The sequence below is a fragment of the Streptomyces sp. NPDC044063 genome (assembly GCF_056434285.1).
Genome location: NZ_JBWKFM010000027.1, coordinates 61,372 through 87,140, shown reverse-complemented (window position 1 = coordinate 87,140; position 25,769 = coordinate 61,372). Strand labels below are relative to the sequence as shown.

At 71.6% G+C, this 25,769-nt stretch carries 10 protein-coding genes (1 of these 10 running past the window's edge); all 10 read right to left on the bottom strand.

The annotated features are described in order from the left end of the window. Positions 1–157 precede the first annotated feature (157 nt). Complete coding sequence (locus AC07BS_RS27630) at positions 158–1,378, bottom strand: cytochrome P450 family protein (protein ID WP_478647626.1); 1,221 nt, start codon at positions 1,376–1,378, stop codon at positions 158–160. A gap of 74 nt (positions 1,379–1,452) precedes the next feature. Continuing rightward, entirely contained in the window at positions 1,453–2,412 is a 960-nt protein-coding gene (locus AC07BS_RS27625; protein ID WP_478647627.1) for an acyltransferase domain-containing protein, read from the bottom strand. Continuing rightward, positions 2,409–3,653, bottom strand: a complete 1,245-nt coding sequence (locus AC07BS_RS27620; RefSeq protein WP_478647629.1) for a beta-ketoacyl synthase N-terminal-like domain-containing protein — start codon at positions 3,651–3,653, stop codon at positions 2,409–2,411. The genes AC07BS_RS27625 and AC07BS_RS27620 overlap by 4 nt, the downstream gene beginning before the upstream one ends. Next, positions 3,634–3,879, bottom strand: coding sequence for an acyl carrier protein (locus AC07BS_RS27615; protein ID WP_478647631.1), 246 nt, complete (start codon positions 3,877–3,879; stop codon positions 3,634–3,636). The genes AC07BS_RS27620 and AC07BS_RS27615 overlap by 20 nt, the downstream gene beginning before the upstream one ends. Positions 3,880–3,883: 4 nt before the next feature. Continuing rightward, on the bottom strand, positions 3,884–4,636 hold the full coding sequence (locus AC07BS_RS27610) for a polyketide synthase (protein WP_478934833.1): 753 nt from the start codon (positions 4,634–4,636) through the stop codon (positions 3,884–3,886). A gap of 3 nt (positions 4,637–4,639) precedes the next feature. Further along, complete coding sequence (locus tag AC07BS_RS27605) at positions 4,640–5,425, bottom strand: enoyl-CoA hydratase/isomerase (protein WP_478934832.1); 786 nt, start codon at positions 5,423–5,425, stop codon at positions 4,640–4,642. Further along, positions 5,413–6,672, bottom strand: coding sequence for a hydroxymethylglutaryl-CoA synthase family protein (locus tag AC07BS_RS27600; protein WP_478647637.1), 1,260 nt, complete (start codon positions 6,670–6,672; stop codon positions 5,413–5,415). Before AC07BS_RS27600 ends, AC07BS_RS27605 begins: the two co-directional genes overlap by 13 nt. A 67-nt stretch (positions 6,673–6,739) precedes the next feature. After that, complete coding sequence (gene fabD, locus AC07BS_RS27595) at positions 6,740–7,816, bottom strand: ACP S-malonyltransferase (protein WP_478647638.1); 1,077 nt, start codon at positions 7,814–7,816, stop codon at positions 6,740–6,742. A gap of 46 nt (positions 7,817–7,862) precedes the next feature. After that, a complete protein-coding gene (locus tag AC07BS_RS27590) occupies positions 7,863–17,036 on the bottom strand; it encodes an SDR family NAD(P)-dependent oxidoreductase (RefSeq protein WP_478934831.1) in 9,174 nt (3,057 codons plus the stop codon). After that, on the bottom strand, positions 17,037–25,769 hold the 3' portion of the coding sequence (locus tag AC07BS_RS27585) for an SDR family NAD(P)-dependent oxidoreductase (RefSeq protein WP_478934830.1). It continues 8,679 nt past the right edge of the window; only the last 8,733 of its 17,412 coding nucleotides appear in the window; its start codon lies off the right edge, out of view; it ends in the stop codon at positions 17,037–17,039.

The following is a 25,769-nucleotide window of genomic DNA, read 5'->3' as shown; positions in this document are numbered from 1 at the left end:
TGGGTGGTGAAGAAAGAGCCCATGATCATAGGCTGGTGGTGGGGTGTATGTGGTCCCTCATTCCCCCCCCCCCCCCCCCCCCCCCGCCCCCCCCCCTCCCCCCCCCCCCCCCCCCCCCCCCCCCCCCCCCCCGGCCCCATGTCGTGCCCGGGCCGGGCTACTCCGCGCCGACGCGCACCGGCAGGGCCCGCAGCGCCCGCAGCACCGTGCCGGGCTTCCAGCGCACGTCCGCCTCGTCGACGTCCAGCCGGATGTCGGGGAACCGGTCGAGCAGCCGGCCGAACGCGATCTCGGCCTCCAACCGGGCCAGCGGGGCGCCCACGCAGTAGTGGATGCCGTGGCCGAACGCCAGGTGACCGCCGGTCTCCCGGGTGATGTCCAGCTTGTCCGCGTCGGGGAACTGGTCCTCGTCGCGGTTGGCCGCCGCGATGGCGACCACCACGAGCTGGTTCTCCGGTATGACCACCCCGCCCAGCTCGACCGGTTCGGTGGTGAACCGCAGTGAGGCGGTGTTGACCGGGCCCTCGTAGCGCAGGAACTCCTCGATGGCGTTGGGCAGCAGCGAGCGGTCGGCGCGCAGCGCGGCGAGCTGGTCCGGGTGGCGCAGCAGCGCGAGCACGCCGTTGCCGATGAGGTTCACCGTCGTCTCGTGGCCCGCGACCAGCAGCAGGAACGCCATCGAGACCAGTTCCTGGGCGCTGAGTTTGTCGTCGCCGTCGCTGGCGTGCACCAGGTCGGTGAGCAGGTCGTCGGAGGGGTTGGCGCGCTTGCTCGCGACCAGCTCGTCGAGGTACCCGAGCAGGGCGGGCGCGGCTTCGGCGAGCCGCTCCGGGTCACCGGAGAGCTGCGCGGCGACCCAGCCGCGGAACCGGTCCTGGTCGAGCAGCGGGACGCCGAGGAGCTCGCAGATCACCGCGATCGGCAGCGGGGCGGCGAAGGCGCTCATCAGGTCCACCCGGCCCTCGCGCTCCATCGCGTCGAGGAGCTCGGTCGTGACCTCCTCGATCCGGGGGCGGAGCCGTTCCACGGCCCGCGGGGTGAACACCTTGTTGACCAGCTTGCGCAGGCGGGTGTGGACCGGCGGGTCGGAGTTGAGCATGTGGGCCGACAGCTCGGTCGCGAACATCAGCCGCGTTTCCTCGCTGTCGGTGTTCTGCTCGATCACCTTCTGTCCGACCTCGACGTTCTTGGACAGCTTGGTGCTGCTCAGGGCGGGACGGGCGTCCTCGTGGCGGGTCACCATCCACACGCCCAGCCCACCCGGCGCTGTCACCTTGCTGACCGGGGCCTCCGCCCGCAGGGCGCTGTACAGCAGGTGGGGGTTCTGCTCGAAGGCCTCTTGTTCGGCCTGACTCGGCATCGGGCTGCCGTCGCTCATCGACACAACTCCTCGATCATGCTCTGTCGACATCGGAAAACCATGCCGAACGGGTGGTGGGGGGCACAGCGGCGTCACAGCGCCGCCATGAACGCCCGGAAGTCGTTCATCGACTTCACGTCGTTGCCGAAGCGGTTGACGGCGCTCACGTGGCGGGAGCCGTCGCCCGGTCCGGCGATGTACTTCACGAAGGTGGCCAGCGTGCCGCTGGGGCCGAGGTCGACGAACGTCGCACCGCCCGCGGCGGTCGCCTTCTCGATGGTGCGGGAGAACTCGACGGGCTGTCGCACGGCCGCCCAGATGCCGTCGGCGGACACCTCGCCGACCCTGTCGGCGGTGGCGGACGAGACGATCGGGACCCGCGGCGGCGAGAAGCTCAGCGGGGCCATGAGGCGCCGGGCCTGTTCCTCGACGGGATCCATCAGCTCGGTGTGCACGCCGTAGTCGACGGGCAGCCGCTGGCACAGGACGGACCTCGCCTCCAGCGCGCGCTCGAGCGCGTCGATGTCGGCGGCACGCCCGCTCACGACGAAGTTGCCGTCGAAGTTGCGCCCCGTCACCCAGCAGTCCGCGAACAGGGCCTCGTGCGTCCGCAGGAGCTCCGACGAGCCGAAGACCGCCAGCATGCCGGCGCGTGGGGTCCTCTCCTCCAGCAGGCGCGCGAACTCCACCGCGAAGCCGATGCCGTCCTCCAGGGACAGTGCCTCCGCCACCACGGCCGCGGTGATCTCCCCCAGGCTGTAGCCGACGAGGAAGTCGCACTGGTGGCCGAGTTCCTGGACGACTCGCGTCAGGCTGTACTCGACGCAGACCAGCGCCGCGCTGGAATCCGGCAGGGAGTCGAACGGGTCGCTCCTGTCCCGCCGGGGGTCGAAGACCGTGTCCAGCAGCGACTTCCCGAGGAGGGGCGAGGCGATCTCGTCGCAGTGGTCCAGCCAGAGCCGGTAGCGCGCGTTGCTCTCGTACAGCTCACGCGTCATGTGGAAGTACTGGGACCCCTGTCCCGAGTACATGAAGACAACGGGTCCGGTCATCGCCACTTCCGCAGGCAGATCGCCGAGCTCAGGCCGCCGAACCCCATGCTGAGACTGATGGCGGTCTCGAACGCGTACGGCAGCGACTCCTCCCGCACCCACCCGAACGAGGGGTCCACCGGGTCGGCCAGGTTGCGGGTGGGGTGCAGCCGTTGCTCCCGCATCTGCAGCAGCGTCGCCACGACCTCCACCGCGCCGGCCGCGGTCAGACCGTGCCCGGTGATCGACTTGGTGGCGTTGATCCGCGCGTCGCCCAGGCCGCACGTGGCGAGGGCGCGGAGTTCGGTGTCGTCACCGATCGGCGAGCCGGTCCCGTGCGGGTTGACGTACTCGATGTCGCCCGCCGAGAGGCCGGCCTCCGCCAGCGCTCCCTCGATGACGCTGATCTCCCCCGCCAGCGAGGGATCGGGGTTCCGGTTGCCGTCCACGGCGGTGGCCGTGCCGATCACCCGGGCGTACGGCTCGGGGTGGTGACGGGCGCCCTCCCGCTCCACGACGACCGCTCCGCAGGCCTCGCCGAAGACGAACCCGTCCCGCTGCCGGTCGAACGGCCGGCACGCCGCGCCGGGGTCGTCGGCGAAGCGGTCGGACCCCATGGCGCCCATGGACCGGAACGCCAGGAACTCCCAGTACGAGAGGTCCATCAGCGCCCCCAGGGCGATGCACACGTCGACCTGGCCCGACCGCACGGCCCGTACGGCCTGCAGGACGGCGAGCTGGCCGCTGGCCGAGGCGCCGCCCAGCGTGTGGGCGAAGCCGCGGACGGGGAACAGCTCGGTGCACAGCCCGCACAGGTCGCTGTCCATGAAGGTCAGGCCGTATGTGGGGCGTACAAACTCCGGATGGTCGGCGTGCCGGGCGTGCGCCTGCGTCAGCTCCCGCTGCTGGACGTTGGACCCGCCGACGACCAGACCGATGCGGCTGGGGTCGGCGTCGTCGAGAGCCGCCTCGTGCCAGGCCTCGGAGAGTGTCGCCAGGGCGACGCGGGCGGACAGGGACGCGGTGCGCAGTACCCGGGCGGGGATCGCCTCGGGTACCACCAGCTCCGCGATCTCGGCGCCCAGGAAGGGCGCCGCCGACTCGTCGCCCGGCAGGGTCCTGCCGGGCCGGCGCATCGGGGCGAAGGCGTGGCGGCCTTCGAAGAGCGCGGTGGTGAACTCGTCTTTGCCCTGGCCCACGGCGGTGGTGACCCCGAGGCCGGTGATCACCACATCGCGCTGGTCAGGAAGCGGACTTGTCATGGATGAGCTTCGCCAGTTCACCGATGTTGTTCGCGCCCGCCAGCTCGGTCAGCGGGATGGTCACCTCCAGCGCCTCCAGCGTCATCATGATGACGTCCGCCCGGTCCATGGAGTTGGCCCCCAGGTCCCGCAGCGAATCGGTGGCGACGAAGGTGTGGCCGTCGAGTTCGGGCATGACCTCGCACGTGTGCTTCACGACCAGGTCGAACACTTCTTGAATGGACATGTCGTCAACCGCCTAGATACCGGGATTGGATGAGGTCGCGAACCTCGGGCTGGTGGAAGGTCTTGTCGTGCATCGCCACCTCGCGCTCGATGTACGAGGGGAGTTCGGCCCGCAGGTCCGACACGAGGTGGTCCTTGAGGGTGATGAGGGAGACCCGCGGCTTCTCGGCGAGGTTCTCCGCCAGCTCCAGCGCGTAGGGCAGGACCTCGGCGCGCCGCAGGACGGGGAAGGGGACCCCCCGCTCCTTCAGGTCGCGTCCGTAGAAGGTCCTCGCGGACAGCAGCATGTCGTGCCCCAGGCTGAAGCCGAGCTTCCTGGGCAGGATCAGCGTCGCGCCCATGCCGGGAGTGAAGCCGTACTGCATGAAGTTCGTCGTGTAGACGCTCTCCTGGCTGAGGACGACGAAGTCGGCGAAGAGCCCCATGGCGAACCCGCCGCCGATGCCGTGCCCCTGCATCGCGGAGATGACCGGGACGGGACAGTCCAGGGCCAGCCCGTAGATGTTGGAGTCGGTGAAGCTGATCCGGCGGTCCTGGATCTGCAGCAGGCTCTCCTTGGTGCCGCCGCTGGCGAAGTAGTTGTCGTAGCCCGTGAGGACCACGGCCTTGCACCGCCCGTCGGCCGCCACCCGCTCGAACGCCTCGCTCAGGCCGTTGATCAGCCGGCCGGAGAACGTGTTCTTGTGTTCCCTGTCCTGCATGGTGATCTGGACCACGCCGTTTCCGACGTCGGTGTAGCCCACCGGTTCGTCCCGCATGCGCTACTCCTCCTCCCAGGGGAACTGCCCCGTCCGCACGTAGCGCGAGATCTTGGCCAGGTTCTCCGGGTCGGAGAAGACCTCGCGGTTCGCCTCGATCGCCTTCTCGCGGGACGCGACCAGCGTGTCGTCGAGCGCTCCGAGGTATTTCTTGTAGCGCGCGACGCCGGTCTTCGGCAGGTAGCGCAGCCGCAGCAGGTGCTTGCGGAGCAGGTTGGCGCTGTTGTCCTCGCAGGCGTCGACCAGCTGCCAGTCCAGTGCCTGCCGGGCGGTGACCGGCTGGGTCATCAGGGTCAGGTAGTTGGCCTTCGCGACGCCGACCTTCCTGATGAGGAAGGGCATCACGCACGCGGGCATCAGGCCGAACAGCAGCTCCGAGAGGCTGAAGACCGTCTTCTCCTCGCACAGGACGACGTCGCACGCGGCGACGAAGCCCACGCCCCCGGCGTTGACCCTGCCGCGCACGTGCGCGACGGAGACGAACGAGCCCAGGGCGATCGACAGCCAGAGGTCGTACAGCGCCTCGGCGTGCGACCGCTCGTATCCGTCGCCCCGCGGCGCCGAGCTGATCTCCTGGAAGTCGGCGCCCGTGCAGAAGACCTCGGGGAGGCCTTCGAGCACGAGCACCTTCGCGTGCTCCTCGCAGAACTCGACGACCCTCGCGCACTCCTCGACCAGGCGGCCGCTGATCCGGTTCTCGTCGTCGGGCCGGTTGATCCGCAGGAAGCAGATCTCGTTGTCGAACCGGACCTCGACGGTCTCGTACGCGACGCCGGTCAGGAGACCCACTCGTACTCCCGGTGGAACTCGTTGATGCGCTTCAGGAACAGCCGCTCGCGGCTGAGCGCGGCCCTGGCCTCGGGGACGCCGGCGCCGGCGAGTTCGACGTTGCGCGTACCGAACCTGACCGCGTCGTTGTTCTTGAGCAGCAGGTCGTACTGGGCCATGTCCAGCTCGTACCGGTCGTCCAGGGACGCCGCTATGCCCATCCGGCGCAGGTGCGTCTGGCTCTCCGGGCGCACCACCCCGCTGAAGAACTCCGAGCAGCATCCGGAGCCGTAGGAGAAGCACCCCACGCGCTGGGGGCCGCCGGACAGGTCCGCGTTGTCGATGGTGCTGGCCAGCGACAGCATCGTGGTGGCCCCCATGACGTTGCCGACCCGCCGGCAGTACGTCAGCCCCGGCCCCATGCGGCGCGTGAAGTCCTCCTCGATGGCCGCCGGGCGCGCCTTGTTCATCTTCCGCATCAGGTTGCGGTGCGCGCCCTTGACCATGCCGCCGAAGGGCGTGTGGAACGCCAGGTAGCCGAAGGTGTCGACGAAGTCCACGTCACCCACGCGCCGCTGGTACTCCAGGAAGGCGTTCTCGCAGCAGTCGAGGTAGGACAGCAGCGACAGCTCGGCGTTGCCCGCCTCGCTGTCGGGCAGCGGCCGGCAGGTGTCCATCACCTCGTGGCCGTAGTAGCCGCTCGCGCCCACGTCGATCTGGAAGATCTTCGGGTTGTCGCTGACCAGCATGGCGACCGCGCCGGCCCCTCCGCTGGGTTCGGCGAAGGACCAGTCCTCGGAAAGGGCGTCACCGCCTTCGGCCACCATGAACCGGGTGAGGTCGGTGGCGATCACCAGCGCCTTGGCGCCCGGCGACGTCTGCGACAGCACGAAGTTCGCCGCGGTCTGCAGCGCGGCCACACCCGAGTAGCACGCGACCTTGATCTCCATGAGGCGGCAGTTGCGCCCCAGCCCGAGCAGGCTGTGGAAGTAGGTGCTCATCGACTTGCCGAAGTCGAAGGCCGACTCCGTCGCGGTGATCACCATCTCGATCCGGTCGCGCTCCTCCTCGCTGAGCGCGTCGATGATCGGCTTCGCGGCGTTGACCCCGAACGTGACCGGATCCTCGTCCGGCAGCGCGACGGTCTTCTCCTTCATCAGGAGGTTCTCGAACCGGGCGGTGTCGAGTCCGCGGTGGACCGCCAGCTTGCCGACGTCCACATAGCTCGTACCCGCGAAGACGTTCATCGCCTCAATGCCCACGGGCATCATGAGATTCCTCCCCCTGGGCGACGCCGGCACATACGCCTCACGTCAACCCTCCCGATCCGCCACACTAGTTGACCGTCTCGATCTCAGTAAGATCAAAGTAGCCCTGATATCCGATCATGTACACCGCCGCCCGGTGGCCGAAAAGCACCGTCGCCGGAGTGGCGGTCTCCAGGTCCCGGTACTCGCCGACCGTGGACCGCACACGGGTGCCGACCGGATGACGCTCGTTCCACCGCCGCACCAGCTCCTGCGCGGACAGGGGCGGCTCGGCCACGGCGGGCCGCGGCCGCTCCTGCGGCGCCTCCCTGCGGATCTTCCCGATCAGCTTGGTCAGGACGTTGCCGTGCCCCAGCTCCTCGAACTCCATCTCCCCGAGCCCGAGCAGGTGCTCCACACTGTCCGACCAGCGCACCGCGCTGGTCAGTTGATCGGCCAGGAGTTCCTTGGCCCGGTGGTCCTCGTAGGGGCGGGCGGTCACGTTCGAGACGACCGGGACCTTCTGCGGGGCGAAGTCCACGGTCTCCAGGAAGCGCGCGAACTCCCGGCGCGCCGGCTCCATGTACCGGGAGTGGAAGGCGCCGCTGGTGTTCAGCGGGGCGAACAGGTGTTTTCCGGACTGGAAGAGCGGCCGGGCCGCCTTGATGTCCTCCGGCGGCCCCGAGATCACGATCTGTGACGCGGAGTTGAAGTTCGCCAGGTCGATCGAGGTGAGGCCGTTGTCGTCGAGGATGGTCCGGATCTCCTCGGCCGACGCGTTGAGCACGGCCGCCATCGCGCCCTCCTGCGCCTGGGCCATCAGCTCGCCCCGCTTGCGCACCAGCCGCAGCCCGGTCTCGAAGCTGAAGCATTCCGCGGCCAGCAGGGCGTTGAACTCGCCGAGGCTGTGCCCGGCGAGGTAGTCCGGTGCCGGCTCCGATTCCTGCAACTTCTTGTAGTACGACAGCGCGTTGACGACGTAGAGGGCGGGCTGGGTGAACTCGGTCCGGTTCAGCCGGTTGTCCGGGTCCTCCAGGCACAGCTCCTTGATGGAGTAGCCCAGGATCGAGTCGGCCGCCCGGGTGAGCGACGCGAACTCGTCGAACAGGGTGCCTCCCATCGTCTTCTTCTGTGACCCCTGACCGGGGAAAACGTAGGTCTTCACGACAAGCCCTCTCTGTTCTCGCCACCCTCGCGGGGCGCGTGCGTGGTCACCGGGTCGGGGCCGGCCGCTTGGCGCGGCGGCGACCCACCCACTTCTTGGCGTTGGCGATCCGGTTCTTCTCCCTGCCGCTGGAGTAGAAGACCTTGCAGAAGGCGCGGATGGCGGACAGCGAAGGCTCGTCGCTGAGCATCATGAAGTGGTTCGACGAGTCGACATCGGTCCGCTGGAAGTCGGGGATGCGCCGCTCCCACTCGCTCCAGTACACGACGTGGTCCAGCGCCTTGGCGTCGTCCTGGGTCGACAGCACCGGTTCGAGGTCACCGTAGAAGAGACCGCTGCTGTTGCGGAAGTAGAAGCAGGTCACCGACTCGGGGCGGGGCAGCGGCGGCACCTCGTACTCCAGCACCTGGTACGCCTCCAGGACGCGGATGTTCCGCTCGATGAGTGCGCGCACCGCGTCCGTCTCCCCGACCAGGCCCCGCTGCCGGGCCAGTGGGAGCAGCTCGTCCAGCAGGTCGTCGGCGTCGCGGCTCAGGTCCACCTCGTAGCCCGCGATGAACGCCGCGGGCGCGTCGGGGTCCGCGGGCCCGGCCCCGGCTCCGGCCTGCAGCAGCGCGTTCACCTGTTGCAGCACCATGTCCTTGCGGGACATGGTCCTGGCCTTGACCTCGTCGCCGTACATCGTGTCCAGCATGGTGATCGTCTCGACGACGCAGTCCGCTTCCTGGAGCTGGCGCGCGACCTCGTAGGCCAGCATTCCGCCGAGCGAGTACCCGCCCAGGTCGTACGGGCCCTCGGGCTGGACGGTCCGGATGATGGCGGCGTAGTGGGCCGCCATCGCGGGGACGCCCGTCAGCGGTTCGCTGTCGGTCATCCAGCCCCTGGCCTGGATGCCGTAGAAGGGCCGTTCGATGCTGTCGGCGACGGCACCGTACGCCTCGACGCCGCCGAGCCCGCCGTGGAACCAGAAGACCGGCCTGCCCTCGCCGCTCCCGTTGAGGTGGACGACCTCCGGTATCCCCGCCGGTCCGCCGGAATCCGGGGAGTCCGTCCGGGGCGCGGCCCCGAACCGGCGCACCAGGTCCCGCGTCGAGCGGCAGTCGGTCAGCTCGCCCAGACTCGCCCCGGGGGTGACCCGCTGGATCCGCTGGAGCAGCTGGGTCGCCAGGATGGAGCTGAAGCCGAGGTCCTCCAGCGGGGTGTCGAGGTCGAGGTCCGCTACGGGCAGGCCGAGGAGGTCGGCGACGAGGGCCGGGATCCCGTCCGGCGCGGGGCGCGGCTCCGGCTCCGGCTCCGGGGCTTCCGTGGGCGGTGCCACGGCCGCGGTCCCGTCCGGCCGGCCGGGGTTGACCCAGTGCCGCCGCCGCTCGAAGGGGTAGGTGGGCAGTGCCGAGAGCACCCTGCCCGCGCCCTGGACGCGGTCCCAGGGCACCACTCCTCCCCGTGCCCAGAACAGGGCGACGTCCTCCGGCCGGTTCTCGGCGAGGAGCTGCCGGACGAGCGCCTCACCGGCCGACCCGGTCAGCAGCGCGCCGATGTCCGCACCGTCACGCCGGGTGTCGCCGGTGAAGAGCGGTACGGGGGCCGTGTCCGCCGCCCCGTCCCGCAGGAAGTGCTCCAGGCCCTCGACGAGCTGCTTCTCGTCCTCGGCGACCAGGGCCAGCCGGTGTTCCATGGCCTCCCGTCCGCTCTGGAGCGTGTACGCGAGATCGGCGACGGACAGCCCCTCGTGGGTCCTCACGAACTCCAGCACCCGGTGGGCGTGGGCCCGCAGCCGGTCCGCGGTGCGGGCCGAGAGGACCACGATCCGCGGCTCCGGGACGTCATCGGCGGGCACCGGAGCGTCGGCTGCCGGGAGGTATTCCTCGACGACCAGGTGGGCGTTGGATCCGCCCGCCCCGAAGGCGCTGATGGTCGCGCGCCTCGGATACTCCCGTCGCACCCCGTCGATCTCGACCACGGGCCGGTCCCACGGAGTTGCTCGCTCCGGGAGGTAGAACGCGGTCCCGTCGAGCTCCAGGCCGGGGTTGAGCCTGCCGCGCAGCAGGGGCGGGGTGAGCCGGCCGTGCCGCATCTGCAGGACGACCTTGCTGAGCTGGGCGACGCCCGACGCCGCTTCGAGGTTGCCGAGCGTGGACTTGACCGTCCCCAGCGCGCAGAAGCCCTCGTCCGGCGTGTGCCTGCCGAAGACGTTCCTGAGCGCCGCGAACTCGATGGCGTCGCCCATCTGCGAGCCGTTGGCGGACGCCTCGACGTAGCTGACGGTACGCGGGTGCACCCCTGCTCTGCGCAGGTTCTCCTCCACCAGCTCTTCCTGCTGCTCGACGCTGGGCACCATGGGGCCGCTCGTACGGCCCTTGTGGTTGACCGCGCTCGACCTGATCACCGCCAGGACCTCGTCCCCGTCATCGACGGCACGGGACAGGGGCTTGAGCAGGACGGCGCCGACGCCCTCCGCGGGGACGAACCCGTCGCCGTCGAGGAACGCCCTGCTGTCCGGGCCGCTGCCCATCAGACCCGTCATGCGCAGCCCCAGGTACTTCTTGGGGTGGAGCGAGAGGTTGACGCCGCCCACGATCATCAGCTCGCTGCCGCCCCGGCGCAGTTCCTCGCACGCCATGTGGAGGGCCACCAGCGACGAGGAGCAGGTGGTGTCGACCGCCATGCTCGGCCCGCGCAGGTCGAAGAAGTGTGAGACCCGGTTCGCCACGGCGCTCGCGGAGACCACCGACGTGATGGACTCGTGGACGACGTCGGACGACAGCAGCTGGTACTGCTGGTACATGGTGCCGACGTAGACTCCGACGCGGCCCCCGTGCCTGGTCCGCAGCCTCTCCCGGGTGTACCCGGAGCTCTCCAGCAGGGTCCACACGCATTCGAGGAACAGCCGGGTCTGCGGGTCCATGATCGCTGCCTCGCTGGGCGCGACGTTGAACAGCAGCGCGTCGAAGTCGGCGACGGAGTCGAGGAAGCCGCCCCACCGGGGGACCTCGCCCGGCTCGCCGGTGACCGGCTCCCGGTCCCAGCGGTCCGCCGGCACCTGGGTGACGCCGTCGCGGGCGGCGACCAGGTTCTCCCACAGCTCGTCCAGGTCCGCGGCCCCGGGGTAGCGGCCGGCGAGACCGACGACCGCGATCGGCTCCTCCTCGCGGGGTCCGGCCGGTGCCACGGAGGCCTCGGCCGGCCGTACGAAGGGCTCGGGCGCGGTGTGCGCCCGTGCGGGCGGTTCGGCGACCGGCCGCTCCGGTACGGCGGTGGGCCGCTCCGGCGCGGCACCGATGCCCAGGAGCGACGCCAGCGCGTCCGCGTGGGCCCCGAGGAGGTACCGGCCGAGGTCGTCGATGCACTGGTGCTCGAACAGCAGTGTCTTGGACAGCGAGCCGAGGTCGGCTTCCAGCCGGTCGGTGATGGTCAGCGCCAGCACCGAGTCGATGCCGTACCGCTCGAAGGGCGCGGCCGCGTCGAGGCGGCGCGCCGGGACCTGGATGGCCTCCGAGATGACGGTGCGCAGGTACCCGACGACCTTGGCGTGGGCGGCCCCGCGATCGGTGGCCCCGCGGTCGGTGGCGGCGTGCGGGCGGTCCGCGGCCGGGAGGGCGGGCGCCGGCTCCGGCCGCGGGTCCTCGCGCAGCACCGTCCGCCTGATCCTCGTGGCGTCGCCCGCGATGACCAGGACCTGGGTGTGGGCGGCGTCGAGGGCGGCGTGGAGCGCCTGTACGCCCATCGCGGCCGGCATGGGCGCCATGCCCAGCCGCTCGCGCATCACCGACTCGGTGCGCTCGTCGACGCGCATCCCGCCGTCGGCCCACAGCGGCCAGTCGACGGACACGCTGGCACCGGCCCGCAGGCCCCGCTCCACGAGGCCGCTCCTGTGGTGGGCGTAGGCGTCCAGGAAGGCGTTGGCGGCGGCGTAGTCGGCCTGCCCGATGTTGCCGAACACCCCGGCGACGGCCGCGAAGGTGACGAAGAAGTCCAGCGGCAGGTCCTTGGTGGCCTCGTCGAGGTTCACCACGCCCGCCACCTTCGGCGCGAGGACCTCGCGGCACTCCCTCGGCGTCTTGCGCCCGACGAAGTTGTCCTTGACGATCCCCGCGGCGTGGACGACGCCGTTCAGGGTGCCGTGGTCCCGGACGATCCCGTCGACCAGGGCCTTGACCGCCTCGGCGTCGCCGACGTCGACGCGGGCGTGGCGCACGTCCGCCCCCCGCCCGCGCCACTCCGCGATGAGGGCTTCCTGCTCGGGGCGCAGCGGTGAGCGGCCCGCCAGGACGACGGTGACGTCGCCTGCCCCGGCGACCGCGTCCGCCGCGACGAGCGTGCCGATGCCGCCGAGCCCGCCCGTGACCAGGTAGACACCGCCGTTCTTCCACGGGACCCGCCGCTCCGGCGGTGCCGTGTGCTCGGCCCAGGTCAGTGCCTCGGCCTCGGCACCGCGGAAGCGTACGCAGTCGCTCCCGGTGCGCCGGCCGCCCTCGGCCACCTGGGAGACCAGGCGGTCGGTGCCGGCGTCCGCGTCGACGAGCACGGCCTGGACCAGCAGGGCGGGATCCTCCGCCCGCGCGGACTTCAGGAGCCCGAGCAGGCCCAGCGCCAGTGCCCGGTCGCCGTCCTCCGGGACGACGAGCTGCACCAGCACGGGCTGCCGCGCGGAGCCGGGCAGGACATGCCGGACGTGCTCCAGCGCCTGGACGGCGTAGTCGGTGAACCGCCCGGCCGGCCCGGCCTCGGCGGAGGTCAGGCGCAGCACCTCGGCGGACGGGTGGCGGGCCGCCAACGCGTCGGCGAGCCCGGGCATGTCGCACAGCAGCACGACGTGCCGCGAGGGCTCCGGCTCCGCGCCGTCCCGAGCGGTCGCCTCCCACACGGGCAGGAAGGTGACGCAGGTGTCGCCGGGTTCCTCGTCCAGAACGCGGTAGGAGATGCCCTTCACGCGGGCGCGCACCTCGCCCCGCTCGTCGCAGAGGTCGATGTCGAGCTTGAAGACCTTGCCGTCCTTCGCCGTGCCCGGGCTGTAGCGGATCCACGCCCACATGCCCTCCGTGCACGGGCCGAGGATCTCCAGCTCGTCCAGGGCGAACGGCAGCGACGGCTTCATCCCGGAGACGTCCAGGGCGGACTCCGGCGCGGACGCCGCCCCCATGCCCAGGGAACCCTGCAACATCGAGTCGAGCAGGCTGGGGTGCAGCACGAACGCGTCCAGGGTGTCGCGCACCGTGCCGGGCTGCGCGAGCCGCACCAGGACCTCGTCCCGGCCGATGTGGAGGCGCTCGACACCGCGGTGCGCGGGGCCGTAGTCGAAACCGATCCGCTCGTACAGGGGGTACAACCGCGCGGCGTCGAGTTCGGCGCGGTCGCACGCGGCCCTGAGCCGCTCGACGTCGAGCACGGCCGGCGTTCCGGGCTTCCGGATCGCCTGTCCTCGGCTGTGCACGACGGCGTCCGCGCCGGTGATCGCGAAGTCGATCACGTCCCGGTCGCCGGGGGTGAGCGTCGTGGTGAGCGTCACCGGGCTCCGGTCGACCGTCACGGGGCGCGCCCACACGACGTTGCGCAGCGTGATCCCCGGCGTGTCCCGGTCCGGCTCGGCCAGCTCGGCGGCCGCCCTGGCCATCTCCAGACAGGCGACGCCCGGCAGGACCTTCCGCCCCTTCACCACATGGTCGGTGAGGAAGTACTCGCGGCCGGTGAAGGTGGACGCGTAGCGCTGCGAGCGGAACGTCGAGGTGTTGACGTGCAGCAGCGGATGCGGTGCGGACTCCACCGGTTCGAGCGCCGCCGGGCGCTGGGCGGCGGGCACCCAGTAGCGGTCGCGGGCGAACGGGTAGGTCGGCAGCGGTACGCGCACGGGCCGCCGCCCGGCGAACAGCCCCGCGTGGTCGAGGTCGTACCCCTGGGCGTAGAGGTCCGCGACGGTCGACAGCAGCTCGGTGAGGGACGCGGCGTCGGTGGCCGAGGCCGACCGGCGGACGCAGTCGTTGCCGTAGCCCTTCAGTGCGGCCCGCTCGCCCTGCCCGCGCTCGGCGGGCCCGCCGACGTGCACCTTCGGGCCCGCTCCGGTGGCCAGCCACTGGCGCAGCGCGTGGACGAGCTCGTCCTGGCCGCCCGCCACACAGGCCAGGCGGTGCGGGAGGTGCCTGCGCCCGAGCAGCAGGGTGAAGCTCACGTCGCCCAGGTCGAGCCCGGGGTGCGCCGCGCAGTGCGCGACCAGCCGCTCGGCCTGCTCGCGCAGCTGCTCCGCGCTGTCCGCCGACAGGGTGACGAGGTGGACCGGGTGCGCGCTCCCCTGCCGGGCGACGTGCGGTGCCTCCTCGATCACCATGTGGGCGTTGGTCCCGCTGACGCCGAACGAGCTGACGGCGGCGCGGCGCTTCCCGTCCGTGCCCGCCTCCCAGGGGCGGTCCTCCGTGTTGACGTAGAAGGGGCTGTCGGCGAAGTCGATGTGGGAGTTCCCCACTTCGAAGTTGATCGAGGGCGGGATGCGCCGGTGCCGCAGCGAGAGCAGGATCTTGAGGACCCCGGCGACGCCGGCGGCGGTGATGGTGTGCCCGAGGTTGGACTTGACGGAGCCCAGCGCGCAGAACTCCCGCCGGTCGGTGTAGCGGCCGAAGGCCCGCTTCAGCGCGTGGTACTCGATGGGGTCGCCGAGCTTGGTGCCCGTGCCGTGCGCCTCGACCAGCTGGATGCCCTCCGGGTCGATCCCGAACATGTCGTAGACGGACGTCTCCAGGCGCTCCTGGGACTTGGCGCTGGGCGCGGTGATGCCGTTGGACGCCCCGTCCTGGTTGATCCCGGAACCGCTGATGACGCCGTGGATGTGGTCCCCGTCGGCGAGGGCGTCGGCGAGCCTCTTGAGGACGACCACCCCGACGCCCTCGCCCGGCACGAACCCGTCGGCTCGGTCGTCGAAGGTGTGGCAGCGGCCGCTCGGGGAGAGCATCCCCGCCCGGCCCGCGAGCCGGTAGAACTGCGGCGTGCACTGGACGGAGACGCCGCCCGCCAGTGCCATCTCGGTCTCGCCGCCCCAAAGTCCCTGGCAGGCGAGGTGGATGGCGACCAGCGAGCTGGAGCACGCCGTGTCCACGGCGACCGCGGGGCCCTGCAGGTCGAGGTGGTAGGAGATCCGCGCGGGCAACGCCGAGAGCGCGTTGCCCCACATCGCCGGCGCCGGGACCTGGTCGCCGAAGAGCGCGGTGTACCCGCTCTCCTGGCAGCCGACGTACACCCCGCAGCGCCTGCCCCGGGCGGCGGACCCGGCGTAGCCCGCGTCCTCCAGCGCCTTCCACGCCTCTTCGAGGAACACCCGCTGCTGGGGGTCCATGTAGGTGGCCTCGACCCCGGAGAGGTTGAAGAACGCCGGGTCGAAGCGGTCGTGGTCGTCGATGAAGCTGCCGTGCCTGCACTCCGGGGCGCCCGGGGGCGGGTCCGGCAGATCCCAGCGGGAGACCTCCTCGACGAGGTCGTCCCCCCGCACCAGGTGCTCCCACAGCGCCTCGACGTCGGGCGAGCCGCCGAACCTGCCGCTCATGCCGACGATCGCGATCGGTTCACGGTCCGAGGGGGACGGCCGTGCGGCGGCGGCGACCACCGGTGCGGGCTCCGACGGGAGCGGCTCGGGCTCGGCGGTGACGGTCGCCGGCGCCACGGGCAGCGAGGCGGCGGCCTCCGCCCGGTGCTCGTCGAGGACGTGCGCCGTCAGCTGCCGGACCGAGGGGTGGTCGAACAGGTCGGTGGTGCCCAGTTCGATGCCGAGTCGCTCGTTGATCTCGTGGATCAGCCGGACGCCGATGATGGAGTCGACGCCGTAGTCCATGAAGGCGTCGTCGGCGTCGATCCTGGCCCTGTCGACCTTGAGGGCCTGTGCGAGCTGGTCGAAGACGACGTCCTCGACGTGCTGTTCCAGCGCGTCGTCGGTGACCGGCGCCCCGCTCGCGGGGCCCTCCCGCCGTGGCGCGGGTCGCGCCGCGGCGGCGGCCTTGGGGCTACGGTCGTCCGACCGGGTGCCGGTGTCGTGCTCGGCCTCCTGCCGGATCACGCCGTCGCTCCGCGCGGCGACGATCTGGTACCCCAGGTCGTGGAGGCCCGCGCCCGGGAACGACACGGTGTCGAAGCCCTCGTCCTCCAGCACCTCCGCCCAGGACTCCGGGGACAGGCCGGGGCAGCCGGGGATGCGCAGCTCCGCGTCCTCGTAGAGCCACCAGCCCGTCAGCAGGCCGAACGTCAGGTGGGTGAAGAGCGAGTTCGCCGACATCTCGTTGGCGAGCAGGACGCCGTTCTCCTTGAGCGCCGCCTTGGCGTTGCGCAGGGTCCTGCGGATGTCCCTCGTGGCGTGCAGGACGTTCGTGGCCAGCACGATGTCGAAGCTGCCGAGCTCGATGCCCTGGGGCGCCAGCGGCTTCTCGACGTCGAGGAGGCGGTAGTCCAGGTAGGGGTGTTCCGGTCCGTACTCCCGCTCGGCGTGCATGAGGAACGACCGCGACAGGTCGGTGTAGCAGTAGGTCTCCACGTGGGACGCGAACGGCTCCAGCCGCTGGAAGACCGTCCGGCTGCCTCCGCCCGTGCCCGCGCCGATCTCCAGGATCCTGATCCGGGCCCCCTGGTCTCCCTTCACGACGGCGCGCACGACGGCGGCCGCGGTGTCGGCCAGGAGGCCGTTGAAGAGGTCGGTGACGGCGTTGCCCTGGTAGATCCCCTCGACCAGCTCCATCGAGGAGTTGGGGAACAGGACGTCGGTGGCGGGGACGGCTCCGGTGAGGATCCGGGGCAGTGCCCGGAGCGTGGCGTCGAGGAGCCCGACCTGAGCGCGGAGGTCCGCGGTGGCGGCCCAGCGCGCGCTCCGCTCCTCCCACTCCGCCCACAGGTCACGGCTGTTGGCCGCGACGGCGGGACGCGCATGGGCCGGGTCGCCGTGGAGGTGACCGCGGATCAGGAGCTGTCGCACCGACTCGACGGCCCAGCGGCGCAACTCCTCGCCGACGGGGAGTCCGGCGATCGCCTCGTCGACCGAGGGAGCGCCGCTGTCCGCGAACAGCCCGGCGCCACGCAGTTGATCGAGCAGAAGCCTGCCGAGCAAGTGCTCGTCGATGACCGCGTCCGCGTCACCGGGAACCGCGGCGCGGGGGACGTCCGTGCCGGCCGCGATGTCCCGGCAGAGCCGGTCCAGTTGCACCGGGGCGCCCGTCCGGGCCGTGGTGATGGTCTCCTTGCGGGTTGTGCCCCACATCTACGCGTTACCCCCCATGTCCTTGACCAAGCCGAGTTGGTCGAATGCCCCGTCGAGAAGAACGTCGAGAGCGGACATGCCGTCAGCGGGCGTGATCGAGCCCGCGCCCGCCCTGCTCATGCGCTCTTGATGCTCGGGGGTGGCGACGACGCCGACACTACCCCAGTAACCCCAGTTAATGATCTTTACGGGGAACGAAGTTTTCCCCACGAGGCTTTGGGCGTAGGAGTCCTCGAACACCGAGCCCGCCACGTAGTTGGACTGTCCGGGCGCCTTCATGAACGAGTTCATCGAGGAGAAGAACAGCATGAAGTCCAGCGGCTCGTCCCCGAACACCTGCGCCATCCGCACACTGACGTCGATCTTGGCCGTGACGGCCGCGCGGAAGCGTTCCTCGTCCATCCGCTCGATGCCCTGGTCCAGGAGGACGATCGCGGAGTGGACCACGCCGTGGACGACCGCGTGGCTCCGCTTGATCTGCTCGTAGGCGCGCCGCAGCGACTGCCGGTCGGTCGCGTCGGCCCGCACGTAGGTGGGGGCGGGGCCCCACTCCGCCAGCCTCCGCAGCTTTTCGCGGATCGAGTCGTCCTCCGCCCGCCTGCCGATCCAGACGACGTGGGCGCCGTAGGAGCGGATCAGGTGTTCCGTCCACGCCTCGCCGATGCCACCGGCACCGCCGATCACGACGTACGTGCCTCCTCGGCGGTACGTCGGACGGTCCGTGGACTGCTCGGGCGTGCCCTGGAGCGGCAGGAGCGTCTGGAGGTACCAACGGTTCCGGCGGTGCGCCCAGACGCTGCCGCGCTCGGCCTCGGGCAGGGCCATGATCTCCGCCAGCGGCAGGTCGTTCCCGCCGTCCAGGTCGACCAGGCGGACGTTCCAGCCGGGGTACTCCTTGGCCACGGAACCCATCAGGCCGTGCACACCGGAGTGGGTCGGGTCCACCTGCTCGCCCCGCCGCACCCGCTGGCTGCGTTCCGTCAGGACGGTCACCTGGAGCGGGCGCTTGCCGTACCCCGTGCGCAGCAGCGCCTTCAGCGTACGGAAGCAGGCGTAGAGGCCGCCTTCCTGCGCCTCGACCAGTGCGTCGCCGGCTCCTCCCGCGGCCTCGGCCGGGGCCGGCGCCCAGATGATGTGGTCGATCGGTCCTTCCCAGGCCAGCAGCCGCTCCGCGAGCGTCTCCACGGTGTCGGCGGTGCCGACCGGGAACCGCTCGGCGCCGGGAAGGGCCGAGCGGATCCGCTCCCACTGCCCGGGCCCGCCGATCACGACGACCCGGCCGCCCGGGCCGGCCGTGCCCACCGGTTCGGGCCTGGGCACCACGTCCCAGACGGGCTTGAGCAGGACGTTCGTGCCAGGGGTGGTCGGGGCCCCGGCCACGGGCGGCGCCACGGCAGCGGCCGCGGGGGCGACAGCGGGGGCTTCGGCGGGGGCTTCGGCGGGCAGGCCGAGCCAGTAGCGCTCACGCGCGAAGGGGTAGGCGGGCAGCGGTACGCGGCGCGGCGTGCCCTGCGGGTGGAGCAGGGCCCAGTCGACCGGGACGCCCCGGACCCAGCGGTCCGCGAGTTCCTCGCCCTCCGCGGTGGTCAGGACACCGCCCGCGGGGACGATCGGCTCCTGCCCCACGGGGGACGCGGCCTTGCCCCGGCGGGCCTTGACCCGCCCGGTGAACAGGCCTTCCGCCGGACCGCCGGCGAGGTACCGCGTCACCTTCCCGACGAGCTCCCCGTGCGTCGCGGCGGTGAAGGCCAGCCGCCACGTCATCGCCTCGCGCCCCGTCTGGAGCGAGTACGCCAGGTTCCGCAGGGGGACGGAGGGATGCGCTTCGACGTGGTCCTTGAACCGCTCGGCGACCGCCCCGAGCTGCTCCTCGCCCTTCGCCGACAGGACGAAGACCGACGTCCCGGCGGTCGTCACCGGCTCGGTGTCCTCGTCCCCGCGGTCGTACTCCTCCAGCACGAGGTGGGCGTTGGTGCCGCTGAAGCCGAAGGAGCTCACGGCCGCGCGACGGGTCTCACCGTCGCCCACCTTCCACGGCGCCAGCTCGGTGTTGACGTAGAACGGCGAGTTCTCGAAGTCGAAGTGCTCGTTGGGGGTCTTGAAGTGCAGTGTCGGCACCAGCTGCTTGTTCTTCATGCAGAGCAGCGCCTTCTGGACGGAGGCCACGCCCGCGGCCGCCGAGGTGTGCCCCACGTTGCTCTTGACCGAACCGATCGCGCAGTAGCCGACCTTGTCGGTCTTCTCCCGGTACACGGAGGCCAGGGCCTCCAGTTCGATGGGGTCGCCGAGCTTGGTTCCCGTTCCGTGCATCTCGACGTAGCCGATGGAGCCGGGGTCCACGCCGTACCGCTCGTACACGTCCTGCTGGAGCTCCCGCTGGCTGGCGGCGTTCGGCGCGGTGATGCCGTTGGTCCGCCCGTCCTGGTTGATGCCGGAGCCGCGGATGACACCGTGGATGGTGTCCCCGTCGCGCTCGGCGTCCGCGAGCCGCTTGAGGACGAGCGCGCCCACGCCCTCGCCCGGCACGAACCCGTCGGCGGCGTTGTCGAAGGTCTTGCACCTGCCGTCCGGCGCCAGCATTCCCGCGCCGCACATGCTGATGTACGACTCGGCGGTCAGGTAGAGCGTGACGCCGCCCACGAGCGCCATGTCGATCTCACCGCTGCGCAGCGCCTGGGTCGCGAGGTGGGTGCCGACGAGCGAGGACGAGCAGGCGGTGTCGAGGGCGATCGCCGGGCCCTTGAGGTTGAGGATGTAGGCGATGCGCGCGGCCGTGATGGCGTTGCTGTTGCTGGTGGCCGAGCTCGCGTCGCCGCCCTGCTCCCGCATGAGCGCGCTGTACTCGTTGCTCATGATGCCCAGGTAGACGCCGCACTTCCGGCCGCTCAGCCCCTGGACGTCGTACCCCGCGTCCTCGAACGCGTGGTAGGCCTCCTGGAGGAAGAGGCGCTGCTGCGGGTCCATCGCCTCGGCCTCGGCCGGCGGGATGCCGAAGAACAGCGGGTCGAAGACGTCGACGTCGTCGAGCAGCCCCATCCACTTGCAGTAGACCTTGCCGGGCTGGTTCGGCCGCGGGTCGTAGTACTCGCTGACGTCCCACCGGGACGCCGGGATCTCCCGGACGCAGTCACGTCCGTTCGCCAGGTTGTCCCAGTAGTCGTCCAGGTCGTCGGCGAGCGGGTACTTGCCCGCCATGCCCACGACGGCGATCGCGTCGGCGGGGGCGGCGGGCCGGGTGCGGGCCGGCGCGGGGACGGGTGCGGGGGCGGGGGCGGGTGCGGGTGCGGGGGCGGGTGCGGGTGCGGGGGCGGGTTCCGGCTCCACCACTGGCTCGCGCACCGTCCTCCCGACCTCCGCGACGACGCGGGCGGCGAGTTCCTGGACGGTCGGGTGGTCGTAGAGCTTGGTGGCCTGCAGGGCGATGCCGAACCGCTTGTTGATCGCCTTGATCCACTCCACGCCGACGATCGAGTCCAGCCCGAGGTCGGTGAAGTTCGCCTCCGGGTCGATCTCGTCCTCCGCCAGGTACAGGGCTTCGGCGAGGCTGCTCAGGAGTTCGGCGCGCGCCTCCTCCTCGTCGAGGGCGGGTTCCCCCTCGACGACGACTTCCTCGACGACCTCGTCGACGACCTCGCGCACGACCGCGGGCGGCTCGACCCGGACCCGCGGCCGTTCCTGGGCGGTGGGCAGCAGGGCCTTGAGGTGGGCGGCCAGCCCGTTGACGGTGGGCGTGTCGTAGAGCCGGGTGGCCGCCAGCTCCAGCCCGTACCGCTTGTTGATGGCCTTGATCCACTCCACGCCGACGATCGAGTCCAGCCCGAGGTCGGTGAAGTTCGCCTCCGGGTCGATCTCGTCCTCCGCCAGGTACAGGGCCTGGGCGAGGAGCGTGGTCAGCTCGGCGACGAGCGTCTCCTCGTCCGGGCCCGGGGCGCGTTCGGTGGTCCTCGCGGGGACCGGCTCCGCGGCGGTGAGGGTCACGGACGGTACGGGACGCCGCGCGGGCGCATGCGCCTCGACCGTCCTGGGGGTCGGTGCCGCACCGCCGAGGGGTGCGAGGCCGATGCCCCGCGGCTTCGACGTCACGGCGGTGCCGGCCGACGGCGTGGGCCGGGCGGGCTCGGCCGGCTTCTCCTTCGGCTTCTCAGGCGCTGTCTCCACCGCTGCGGAAGGCTTCGGCTCCGTGCGCGGCGGGACGTCCGCCACGGTCTCCTGACGGGTGCTCCCCGGGATCCAGGACCGCTTGCGCGCGAAGGGGTACGTGGGCAGCGCGACGCGGCGCGGCGGGTTGGCGTAGCAGCCGCGCCAGTCGAGGCTCAGCCCGTTGACCCACAGCTCCAGGAGCTTGCCGAGCTTGCGCTTGCGCAGCCAGGCCTCGACGACACCGGTCAGGTCCTCGTCCTCGAACAGCGACGACACGGCGGCCGTGGAGCGCTGGGCCTTGCCCCGGTACAGCCCGGCGGCCTCGCCGTTCTCGACGTGGGCGCGCAGCCCGGCGACGAACTCCGACACGGACCCGGCGATGAACGCCAGCCGCTCGTCCATGTGCTCACGCCCCACCTGCAACGTGAACGCGATGTCGGGCAGGTCGGCGTCGGTGATCCGCTCCTCCTCCACCCAGTCGAGCAGCCGCTGGGCGTACGTCCGCAGCTGTTCGGCGGTCCTCGCGGAGACGACCACGACGGACGACAGCGGGTCCGCCACCGGCTCCGGCTCGCTCGTCTCCGCCGGTACGTACTCCGAGACGATGACGTGCGCGTTCGAGCCACCCGCGCCGAACGACGAGATGCCCGCGATGCGCGGGTACTCCCGCACCTCGCCGTCGGCCGTGGTGATGACCGGCCGCTTCCACTCGGCGGCCTCGCGCTGCACCCGGAAGGGCGTTTCGGCGAAGTCGATGTGCGGGTTGAGCACGTCCGCGTGCAGCGACGGCACCAGCTTGCGGTGCTGGAGCTGGAGCAGGACCTTGGTCAGCGCGGAGATCCCCGCCGCGCTCTCGCAGTGCCCGATGTTGCTCTTCACCGAGCCGATCGCGCAGAACTGGCGGTCGTCGGTGTCCCGGGAGAACGCCTTGGTCAGGCCCGCGATCTCGATGGGGTCCCCGAGTTCGGTCCCGGTGCCGTGCGCCTCGACGTAGCTCACCGTACGGGCGTCGACGCCCGCCCGGTCCAGGGCGGACGCGATCGTCGCGGCCTGGGCGTTGGGGTTGGGGACGGTGTAGCCGTTGGTCCTGCCCCCGTGGTTGACCGCGGTGGACTTGATGACGCCGTAGATCCGGTCGTTGTCGGCGATGGCCCGGTCGAGCGGCTTGAGCAGTACGGCGCCCACGCCCTCACCCGGAACGTAGCCGTCACCGCCGCTGCCGAAGCTCTCGCACATCCCCCTGCTCGACGCGAACCCGGTCTGCCCGAGCAGCAGGTACTTGGCGGGGTGCAGCGAGAGGTTGACCCCGCCCGCGACCGCCACCTCGCAGTCGCCGACCCGCAGGCTCTGGCACGCCAGGTGCAGTGCCGTCAGCGACGACGAGCACATCGTCTTCACCGTGACGCTCGGCCCGTGCCAGTCACAGAAGTACGAGACGCGGTTGGCGATCGAGGCCGAGTTGCCCGGGATCACCTGGGGGCTCTCCGGCCCCTGCCCGCCGACCCCGTAGAGCTGGTACTCGTCGTACATCACGCCCACGAACAGGCCGACGCTGCCGTCGACGCCGTTGGAGCGGTACTCGCGCAGGGCCTGCCGCGTGTACCCGGCGTCCTGCAGCGTCTCGTAGACGCACTCCAGGAACAGCCGCTCCTGGGGGTCGACCACCTCGGCCTCGCGGGGCGAGATGTTGAAGAACTGGGGGTCGAACCGGTCGATGTCGTCGAGGAACCCGCCCCACTTGCAGTACGTCTTGCCCGGCCGCGAGCGGTCCGTGTCGAGGTAGAGGCTGTGGTCCCAGCGGTCGCGGGGGATCTCGACGATGCTGTCCCTGCCCTCGGACAGGTTGCGCCAGAACTCGCGCAGGTTGCGGGCCTGCGGGTAGCGCCCGCCCACCCCGATGATCGCGATGTCGGCCGCGGGCGGCACGAACGCCGCCGGCACGACCGCCGCCGGAGCGGCCGCGGGCGCCGTGGTGACCGCCGTCCGCTGTACGGGTACGGGCTCGGGCTCGTGCACCGGCGTCGCGACGGCGACCGTGGTGGCCTCGGCCCCCAGCAGCTCCCGCAGCCGGGCCTCGTGCGCGGAGAGGAAGTACCCGGCCAGGGCCGTGATGTTCTGGTACTCGAAGAAGAGCGTCTTCGGCAGGCGCCCGAAGACCTCCTCCAGCTTGGCGGTCATGGTCAGCGCCATCACCGAGTCGATGCCGTAGCGCTCCATCGGGAGGTCGGCCTCGATGCGCTGCCACGGCACCTTCAGTGCCGTCGCGAGCAGCGACTTGATGTAGTTGACGGCCGCCGGCGCCAGGTCGTTCTCCTGCGGCGTCGGGGTTGCCGTCCTGCTCTCGGCGCTCATGGGTCGTATGTCCTCGCTCGGGTGCTGTGCCTCGAGGGCGCTTCGGAAGGCCGTCACGTTCCCCGCGACGACGAGCACTTGGTGGTGACTGGTCCGCAGGCATCGCGCGAAGGCCTGGAGACCCGCCTCGCGGCGCAGCGGGGTGATGCCGAAGCGCTCGCGGAGGATCTCCTCGCCGGTGGCGTCGGGGCGCATCCCGCCCTCGGCCCACAGCGACCAGTTGATGGAGAGCGTGCGGCCGCGACGCTCGCCGCGGTCCGCCAGGTGCCGGCGGTGGTCGGCGTAGGCGTCCATGAACGCGTTCGCCGTCGCGTAGTCGGCCTGGCCCATGTTGCCGGTCACCGCGGCGCCGGAGGAGAACATCACGAAGAAGTCGAGGTCCACGTCCCGGGTCGCCTCGTCCAGGTTGACCGTGCCGCTCACCTTGGCCGGCAGGACGCGGGCGAATTCCTCGCCGGACTTCTTGAGGATGAAGTTGTCCTCCCGCACCCCCGCGCTGTGGATGACGCCGTCGATGCGCCCCGCGTCGCGCAGGGTGTCGGCGACCAGCGCCTCGACGCCGGCCCGGTCGGTGACGTCGAGCCGCGTGTAGGAGACCCGCGCCCCCGCCGCCCGCAGCTCCGCCAGGAACCGGCGCGACCGCTCGGTCTCGGGAGAGCGACCGGTCAGTACGAGGGTCACGCCGTCGACCTGCCCGGCGATCTCCTCGGCGAAGATGCGCCCGAGGCCGCCGAGGCCACCGGTGATCACGTAGACACCGCCGGTCCGCCACGGGGAGCGGGGCCGGTCCGTGGCGCGTTCCTCGTCCCACACGACCATGTCACGCCGCCCGCCCCGGTACCGGACCGTCGCGTCCTGGGGGTGCAGCCGCTCGGCCGCGAGGCGTGCCCGCACGGCGGCCACGTCGTCGTAGTCGTCCACGACGACGACCTGTCCCAGGATCCCCGGGTTCTCCTGGCGCGCGCTCCACACCAGCGCGCCCAGGCCGGCCAGGGTCGCCGCCTCCGGACGGTCCCGCACCACGATCTGCACGAGCGTCTCGGCCCGCGGCCTGTCGCGCAGGATCGCCTTCGTCCTCTCGAAGAGCTGCGCCGCGTAGTCGGCGTAGCGACCGTCGGCGGTGGTCGCCCGCGAGGTGAGGACCAGCACCTCGCACGTCGGGTCCGAGGCCAGCGCGTCCGCGACGGGCCCTTGCTCCACGCAGACCAGCGCGTGCCGCGGACCGCCCGTGCTCCGCGCGGGCTTCGGCAGCTCGTGCCGCTGCCAGCGCGGGAACAGCAGGATGCCGGCGTCCTCCGGCGCGCCGCCGCCCGCGGCACCGCCCGCACCACCGCCCGCGGCCCGTACCGAGAAGCCCCTCACCCGCACGCGGACACGGCCCGTGTCGTCGCAGAGGTCGAGGTCCAGGCGGCGTGCGGAGCCGTCGGACGGCCCGTCCGCGCCCTCGCGGACCCAGACCCACAGGGTGTCCTCCAGGGGAGCGAGCACCTCGACGCGTTCCACGGCGAACGGCAGCAGGGGGGACGAGGGGTCCGCGGTGTTCCACAGCACTCCCAGAGCGGCCTGCAGGGCCGCGTCCATGAGCCCCGGGTGCAGCACGTGGCCGTCCTCGGTCCGCCGCGCGGTGCCGGGCAGCGCGAGGCGCGCGAGGGCCTGGCCTTCGCCGAGGAATACCTGTTCGACACAGCGGAACGTGTCGCCGTACTCGATGCCCGCGGCCCCGAACGCGGCGTAGACCTGCGCGGCGTCCAGCTCCCGGGCACCGCACTCGGCACGGAGCCGGGCGATGTCGATGTGGTCCACACGGTCCACCGCGGCTTCGGCGAGCGGGACGACCGAGCCCTCGCTGTGGACGACCGGGCCCGTCGCCGCGCCGTCGGCCTCCGACGCCGGTGCGAGGACCTCGAAGTGCGTGGTCCCCGCGTCGTCCCGGCGCAGGGTGATGTGCAGATCGCGCGGGCTGTCGCCCACCTCGAAGGGCCGGGACCACACCACGCCGGTCAGCGCCGTCCCCGTGGACCGCGTCGCCCCCGAGGCGTCGGCCACCGCGGCCAGCGCCAGCTCCAGGTACGCCGCGCCCGGCAGCACCTTCCGGCCCCGTACGCGGTGGCCGGCGAGGACGTCCTCGTCGCCGGTGAACGTCGAGGTGTAGCGCTGGCCGGCGAACCCGGACGTGTTGCGGTGCAGCAGCGGATGCGGCGCCGCGGTCGGCGTGCTCGTCGCACGCGGCTTCGGCTCGAC

Coding starts and splice junctions, on each gene's coding strand:
- AC07BS_RS27630 (WP_478647626.1), bottom strand. CDS start 1,378: ATGAGCGACGGCAGCCCGATGCCGAGTCAGGCCGAACAAGAGGCCTTC.
- AC07BS_RS27625 (WP_478647627.1), bottom strand. CDS start 2,412: ATGACCGGACCCGTTGTCTTCATGTACTCGGGACAGGGGTCCCAGTAC.
- AC07BS_RS27620 (WP_478647629.1), bottom strand. CDS start 3,653: ATGACAAGTCCGCTTCCTGACCAGCGCGATGTGGTGATCACCGGCCTC.
- AC07BS_RS27615 (WP_478647631.1), bottom strand. CDS start 3,879: ATGTCCATTCAAGAAGTGTTCGACCTGGTCGTGAAGCACACGTGCGAG.
- AC07BS_RS27610 (WP_478934833.1), bottom strand. CDS start 4,636: ATGCGGGACGAACCGGTGGGCTACACCGACGTCGGAAACGGCGTGGTC.
- AC07BS_RS27600 (WP_478647637.1), bottom strand. CDS start 6,672: ATGCCCGTGGGCATTGAGGCGATGAACGTCTTCGCGGGTACGAGCTAT.
- AC07BS_RS27590 (WP_478934831.1), bottom strand. CDS start 17,036: ATGTGGGGCACAACCCGCAAGGAGACCATCACCACGGCCCGGACGGGC.